The organism is Celeribacter sp., from assembly GCF_048259695.1.
In the GTDB taxonomy this organism is placed as follows: Bacteria; Pseudomonadota; Alphaproteobacteria; order Rhodobacterales; family Rhodobacteraceae; genus Celeribacter.
On the sequence record NZ_JBLXHL010000046.1, the window covers coordinates 1 to 6,194 of the forward strand.

Below are 6,194 nucleotides of genomic sequence, written 5' to 3' on the forward strand. Positions count from 1 at the left end.
GCCGCGTGCGTACTCGACTTCGGCGGCGTAGAAACGGCCAAGGCCGGGGCGTGGCTTGGATGCTTCAAGCGCTGCGGCGTATTCCTTCCCCTGCTGGCCAGGGCCATAACCTCGGGTGTCAGTCATGCGGTTTTGTCCTTGATGATCTTGTGACGGCGGCCGATCAGCTGGCCCATCGCGTAGCTGTAGGCGTGGGCGTTTGCTTCGACGCGACCAGCCAGCTCGGCAACGGTCATGCCGCGTGCCTGGGCGATGCTGCGAAGCATCGGCGCTTGTCGGGCATCGCCTGTGGCGTGGAATGCACGCGCCTCAGCGGCTTGCTGTGGCCAGGTTTCACGCTCCCAGCTCGGCCAGCCATCCAGCAGCGCAGTCACGTCCGATAGAACCGTGTCGATGCGTCCAGCCATGCGACTTCCTTGAATGTTTGAATGTTGTGTGCAGTTTGAATGTCGGCCAGCCGCGCGTCCTCTGGCGCGCTTTCCTGCATATACATACAGTGATTCGGGCACAAAAAAACCCGCCACGGTGGGCGGGTAAGATTCAGACTTGGGCGGCGCGATAGCGCGCCTGCCGGGCGTACTCATGGACGCTACAGGCTTCACAAAGACACTGCCGATTGCAGGTACGCCGGGGCGCGATCAAGCCACGCTTGCAGGGCTTGCCTGTGGTGTAGAACTTCCGGCCCTGGGCCTTGGCTTGCTTTCGGGTAGTAGGCTCCATGCTCAGTCCTCCACCTTGATGCAGCCGCGAGCCAGGCGGCGGCGCGTGTGGCGAGCGGTCGGGTTCTCGGTCCCGATCGAGCGGCGCCACTTGCGAACCTTGCGGGCCAGCTCAGGCCGGTAGTCCGCTTCCAGCTTGTCGGCCACGTCATCCAGCGCCTGGGCGGCGTCTTGCTCGGGGCTTGTCGGTTTCAGATAGGTCAGCGCCTTGCGTAGTGCTTCGCGGAGCCCTTCCGCATTCTGATAGCGGCTCATGCGCCCACCTCCTCAGCTGCCGGCAGGTCCATCGCCGCATGGTAGGCGTCGTACCCCTCACGGAGCGCGCCGGTCAGCTCATCGCGGAGATATTTGCGGATGACGCCCGTGTCCGTCTCGCCAGCCAGACGAAGTGCAGCACGATCAGGCAGGGCCATCGCCGCGCCACGTACCGCGACACTGTATTGAGTGAAGGCCCGTTCTACGTCGTCCACATGGAGCAGCTCGCCTGTCAGCCTGGCCAGCTCCAGCTCCCGTAGGTCGGCCTCGGCAGACAGCTTGCGCGAGCGGTGCGCGTCGATAGCATCAGCGTCGCCACGCTGGGCCACCTTCTCGACTTCGCGGGCCAGCCACCATCGAATCACTTCCCCGGTTTCGTACTGCGTTTCGACGCCCTTCCGGCCCTGGCGATCCATGACGGGCGCGCCATCAGCTACCCAATTATCAAGCGTCGTCTTGGCGATGCCCAGTGCAGCAGCGGTGTCGGTGCGATTCATTACAGTCATGCGGTGCAGCCTCCTCGGTTGATACCGACAAGGCTACTTCCCGAGTAGTAGCGAGTCCTCTGGCGGCGTTTCCACCCGCACAGGCCGTGGCTGTGCTTAAACGTCAGCTATTGGCGCAGCTGGTTCTAGTAGTTTTCCCCTATTTCCGATGTCGCCCACAAATAGATTTCGGCGAGTCCTGTCACCCGCAAGGGGTGTGGCCCCAGAAAGGACCCATGCTCTTCCAGGAACAGCCCCAGCCAGCCAAGGAATGCGTGGTCGACCACGGGTCACCAATGCCATTCAGCATCATGGGCCTCAACCGGGGTCCAACTGGGGTCCAACTTGAAAACACATGGACCCCGCCTCTAGCCCAGCAACCATGCGGGTTTCAGCCAACCGGGGGTCCAACTGACCCCCAAACCGAATTAGAACGACGACCTATTAAATGAGAATCAATCAATAGGTCTTTATTTTGTTTCCTTGTATTGTTGGACCCCATGGACCCCATAAGGTATTTAATCCAATAAAATCAATAACTTAGTACGGGGTCCAACCATGGGGTCCAACTATGATCGGGGGTCCAAGTTGGACCCCATGGACCCCCAAGCCTCAATCAGCGGGCACAAAAAAGCCCCGCGCGATGGCGGGGCCTTGGATGAAGGTGGATCAGAACGCGGGCTCGCTCCACTTGGGCGGCATGTCGTACACCTTTCGCCCATGGGACTTGCGGGGCTTCCCGAACGCATCAGCTAGGGCCTTGCCTGCTTCATTTAGCTGGGCGCGCGCCGGGCGATCGTACCCGAGTTCTATCAGCACCTCTGATGCCGTCAGTTGTCGTGTGGCTGGCTTGCTTGTGTCGTATTTGGACCGCACTAGTTCCTCGATGGGGCTGACCTGACGATGGTCATCGTTCGCGCCTTCGAGCTGCTGTTCTTCGTCACGGGTCAGCCACCAACGCTCTCCGTCCTTGAACAGACCATAGACCTCAGCCCATAGCTGCTGCATGTCGATACCGTGTTGATGGTTCACGGCTGTCACCGGCACGGTCCACCAACGGCTATTGCCGGTGTCATCGACCAGGAACGTTTCAGCATTCACGCTGGCAAAGAACACGGTTTTGCGCGGGTACTTCTCTTCGGTTCGGCCATAGGGACGGCGGAACATGTCGTAATCGGCCGATACGAAAGCCTTGAGGCGGGCAATATCGGATTTGCGGAACGTGGCGTCCAGCTCGCCCAGCTCTACCAACCAGTTAGACACGGCGCTTATCACGGTGTCTTTGTCTCTGGTATCAATCTGCGCGCCTTCCTTCACCAGATCGGCCAGTTCATGCCCCACCAGGGACTTAAACCATGACGTTTTACCGATGCTTTGCGGGCCTTGGAAGGTCAGCACGCCTTTGGAGTGGAAGCCATGAGGCATGGCGGCAGCGGCCACGGCAGACACAAGCCAGCGACGCAGCAAAAGGGCCAGCAGGTCGCGGCTATAGCCGGGCGCAGTGGTTAGGGTATCCATCAGCTCGCCAAGGCGTGAGTGGCCATCCCAAGGCTTGGACGTGATCCAGTTCATGACTGGGTTCACCGGGTTGCGGTCGCCAACGTTCAGCACGAATGACGGCGCGTCAGCCTTGGGGAGCTGGTTAAGGCTGGCCAGACTCAGGATGGTATTCATCGCCACGCTGCGGCTGTTGTCCATGGTGCCGGATTGTCCCGGATACCGGATCACCAACTCCTTGCGGATCACGTCATAACGGACGGTGACGCCGTAGTGGTCCAGCATGTAGGCCAGGTTCGGGATGGTGTTCAGCGGGCGACCTTTCTCGCTCATGTGCGGCCACGCCACGATCGGTGGCATGTCGTGAATGTCCTGCGGCGCCGAGTCATTGGCTGGCACGGGTGTTTTCACTAGGCACGCACGGATAGCGGCGCGGGTCGCTTCGTTGCCGTGGGCTTGGCGGTAGTCGTCCCAGTCTGTTCCCTCAGCGGCAGGCATGGCGATTACTGCGCCAGATACCAGCGCGGTGGCCTTCTCGGCGTAGTGGTGACCTGCACGACGGCCCTGCCGGTCTTCGCGATCGTGGTCGCCAGCAATGACGATAGTCTTTCCCGGATGGCGCTTGGCGATGCCTTCGATGACGTTTGGCAGATTACTCGCGTCGAACGCGGCATAGGTCGGCCAGCCAGTGGCCATGCTTACACTCAATGCGCTGGCGTAGCCCTCGGCCAGTGCCACGCAATCGCCCTCACCGTCGATGAAGTGGGTGCGGCCAGCCTTGGTGCCCTTGCCTGGCAGGTAGGCGCGGGTGCCGTCGCCGTCGATCAGCTGCACGTTGGCGAGCTGTCCGGCTTCGTCGTACATCGGCACGACCAGACAACCCGGCTGGAACATGTGATCGGCTAGCTTGATAGCGTGGCTATTTACTGTCGCGGTGCAGGTGAAGCCCTTACCGGCCAGATAGGCGGATTCACCCTGTACGGCATCGCGCATGATGTCGGCAGCGCGTGCAGCGGTTTTGCGTTGCTGGGCCTCAGTCGCTGCGCTCTCGGTGGCCTTACGCTCGGCGGCCCGCTGTCGGTTCAGCTCGATGACTTCGCGGTTGTCATGGTTCGTGATGCCCAGATAGCCTGCGACTTGCTGTGCAGCCTCGGTGATGCTTTGGCCGCTGACGCGCTGCACCAAGTCCAGGCCGTCACCGGCGTGAGGCTCGCAATGACGGCAATGCCAAGTCCCGCGGCCTTCATGGTCGTCAAAGTGGAAGCGGTCGGTGCCACCACAGGTCGGGCAGGGCCCATGCTTTCCCCTGGCTGGCACGTCTATCCCCAAGCCATTGAACACGGCGTCCCACTGACCTACTGCGGCGGCTGATACGTTGCTGACGGTGCGGCTCATGCTTCACCCCCAGCGGCGCGGAGGCGCAGCCCTTGGAGTTCATGACGCACGGCATCGCGTGCGATTTCATGGGCTTCGAGGATATGCAGCTCGCCACGCTGGCAATGTGCCGCATGACAGACTGAGGGAAGGAGTTCTTCTGCGGTGATGAAGCCTTGAGCGATCCCGGTGCGGGTGCTCTCACTGGCGATGGCCCAGAGGCGGCCATGAGTGCTGATATGGTCTTGCATGTGTGATGATCCTTATCGGGCGTCATCGCACACAGGGCGGGCCAGTCTTGCCATACCTATAGGTAGGCGATACACTGAGATTGTCGATCGCGCCCTGCATACGCGATTTCTGAAGCCCTGAGAGTTCGTCGCTCTCGGGGCTTCGTCGTTTCTACTCTTCAAAAATCGTGAGCCGCGTCTGCGCAAAACGACCCACTTAATGCCATCCTATCCCCCGTGCTGACGTTGCGCAAGTTACTGGCCTTTATGGTCTTTTTGCTTGTATTTCGATACATATAGGCCGCATTTCACGCAATATAATTGCTCATCACTCGGGATAATCAGGCTTCGCGTTCCTTGTGATCTTGCTTGCCAGACACGTCTACGGCGAACGGCAGGCGCTGCTCGTTTGCGATGCGGATCATCAGCATACGGATGGCATCGGATGGCGATAGCCCCATAGCTTTTAGTGCGGCAGTGGCCTCGGCCTTTACGTCGCTGTCGATCCTGGCGCGGATAACGCTGTCAGCAGCCATGATGAAAATCCTCTCTAGTCGCTCTGTGTCCTCAATGTAGCTACATTGTGTCAGGTATTCAAGCGACTGCTTATCAATCATTTTCTAGTACTCGGCCACGGTTCGCTGGATAGAGGGCGCGCTATAGAAACGCTTCCTGGCTGGCAGGCAATAGGAAGGAGATTCGGTGAGCGGTAGAGCGCGAAAGTCGACTCATGATAAGGCGCGTAATCATGAATTTATGGGGCTAGCAACGACAGGAGAGAAACCAGGAAGAGGTTGTATCATCAAATTAGGTATAATGATCATAAATGGATTTAGGTGAAGCTCTTGGACAATTATAGCGCTCTCGTTGATGCGATTATTCAAGCCGAAATGGAAGGGGTTAGAGAGCGTGAAAAAATTCTCTTTCTTGGCGATACCCCTGACTACATCATCAAAGCTGCTGGCTTCCCTTCTCTGAGGCTAGCAATAAAGGCAAGTACCATTGCAAAAGCTGCTTTTGATCATGGCATGCCCAAGTCTTTCCTCAAGAGGCTCCCCGAGGTAATAGCTAATCCCAAGGCGCTCTATCGCTCAACTAGCGAAACGGCACCAGAATCTGTTGTGGTGTTGACCTTCGAAGATCACCGAGGCTCCCCCATAATCATACCTATTCGGCCGATGGAAAAAGTAGGCCGTAATCAGGTACATAACACTGTTACAAGCGTCTATGGTAAAGAAGGGCGCAATCCAGAGGAGCGCTGGGAGAGTAAGCTCCTATGGCCTGAGAGGTCTTAGCAAGGCTTGACTACCAGTCCCTTTGAAGGTATCTTTCTAAGTGGAAGGTCCCTCACACCACGCAATTAGAGCGGAAATGTCATACCTTCCAAGTGACTCAGCCCCCTAGCGCCCAGCGCTAGGGGGCTTTCTTTTTGTCTTGCCAAATACCAACCACGCTAGCGCGCACTACGCTTCCTCAACGCGGCCATCTCAGCGGCGAACGGATGCGGGGCCGGTGCATCGGCAGGGTCAGGCTCTGGCGTCGCCTGTGCGGCCTCCTTGGCAGGCTCTGGGGCCGGTGCGGCTAGCAATTTCTGCTGTTCTTCCAGGCGCTCGACGGCTGCCCTCAGCGACTTC

Annotated in this window: 7 protein-coding genes and 1 pseudogene; 1 reads left to right on the plus strand and 7 read right to left on the minus strand. The window is 58.9% G+C overall.

Features of this window, described 5'->3' with window-relative positions; all coding sequences use genetic code 11:
- Positions 1-122 precede the first annotated feature (122 nt).
- The 6 genes from ACN0Q0_RS17315 to ACN0Q0_RS17340 form a co-directional block, all read right to left on the minus strand.
- A complete protein-coding gene (locus ACN0Q0_RS17315) occupies positions 123-407 on the minus strand; it encodes a hypothetical protein (RefSeq protein ID WP_417244451.1) in 285 nt (94 codons plus the stop codon).
- A 315-nt stretch (positions 408-722) separates the two neighbouring features.
- Complete coding sequence (locus ACN0Q0_RS17320) at positions 723-974, minus strand: hypothetical protein (RefSeq protein ID WP_417244452.1); 252 nt, start codon at positions 972-974, stop codon at positions 723-725.
- Positions 971-1,480, minus strand: coding sequence for a hypothetical protein (locus tag ACN0Q0_RS17325; protein WP_417244453.1), 510 nt, complete (start codon positions 1,478-1,480; stop codon positions 971-973). Before ACN0Q0_RS17325 ends, ACN0Q0_RS17320 begins: the two co-directional genes overlap by 4 nt.
- A gap of 648 nt (positions 1,481-2,128) precedes the next feature.
- Positions 2,129-4,351, minus strand: coding sequence for a VapE domain-containing protein (locus ACN0Q0_RS17330; protein ID WP_417244454.1), 2,223 nt, complete (start codon positions 4,349-4,351; stop codon positions 2,129-2,131).
- A complete protein-coding gene (locus ACN0Q0_RS17335) occupies positions 4,348-4,581 on the minus strand; it encodes a hypothetical protein (RefSeq protein ID WP_417244455.1) in 234 nt (77 codons plus the stop codon). Before ACN0Q0_RS17335 ends, ACN0Q0_RS17330 begins: the two co-directional genes overlap by 4 nt.
- Before the next feature lie 320 nt (positions 4,582-4,901).
- Entirely contained in the window at positions 4,902-5,096 is a 195-nt protein-coding gene (locus ACN0Q0_RS17340) for a type II toxin-antitoxin system RelB/DinJ family antitoxin (RefSeq protein ID WP_417244456.1), read from the minus strand.
- Positions 5,097-5,405: 309 nt separating this feature from the next.
- Here ACN0Q0_RS17340 and ACN0Q0_RS17345 point away from each other — a divergent pair, with 309 nt between their 5' ends.
- Entirely contained in the window at positions 5,406-5,855 is a 450-nt protein-coding gene (locus tag ACN0Q0_RS17345) for a hypothetical protein (protein ID WP_417244457.1), read from the plus strand.
- A gap of 158 nt (positions 5,856-6,013) precedes the next feature.
- On the opposite strand, the pseudogene ACN0Q0_RS17350 reads toward ACN0Q0_RS17345, so the two are convergent.
- Positions 6,014-6,194: pseudogene (locus tag ACN0Q0_RS17350) on the minus strand (hypothetical protein); the annotation flags it as partial.

Excerpts from the sequence above, each read along its gene's own strand:
- ACN0Q0_RS17315 (WP_417244451.1), bottom strand. The coding sequence starts at position 407 with ATGGCTGGACGCATCGACACGGTTCTATCGGACGTGACTGCGCTGCTG.
- ACN0Q0_RS17320 (WP_417244452.1), bottom strand. The coding sequence starts at position 974 with ATGAGCCGCTATCAGAATGCGGAAGGGCTCCGCGAAGCACTACGCAAG.
- ACN0Q0_RS17325 (WP_417244453.1), bottom strand. The coding sequence starts at position 1,480 with ATGACTGTAATGAATCGCACCGACACCGCTGCTGCACTGGGCATCGCC.
- ACN0Q0_RS17330 (WP_417244454.1), bottom strand. The coding sequence starts at position 4,351 with ATGAGCCGCACCGTCAGCAACGTATCAGCCGCCGCAGTAGGTCAGTGG.
- ACN0Q0_RS17335 (WP_417244455.1), bottom strand. The coding sequence starts at position 4,581 with ATGCAAGACCATATCAGCACTCATGGCCGCCTCTGGGCCATCGCCAGT.
- ACN0Q0_RS17340 (WP_417244456.1), bottom strand. The coding sequence starts at position 5,096 with ATGGCTGCTGACAGCGTTATCCGCGCCAGGATCGACAGCGACGTAAAG.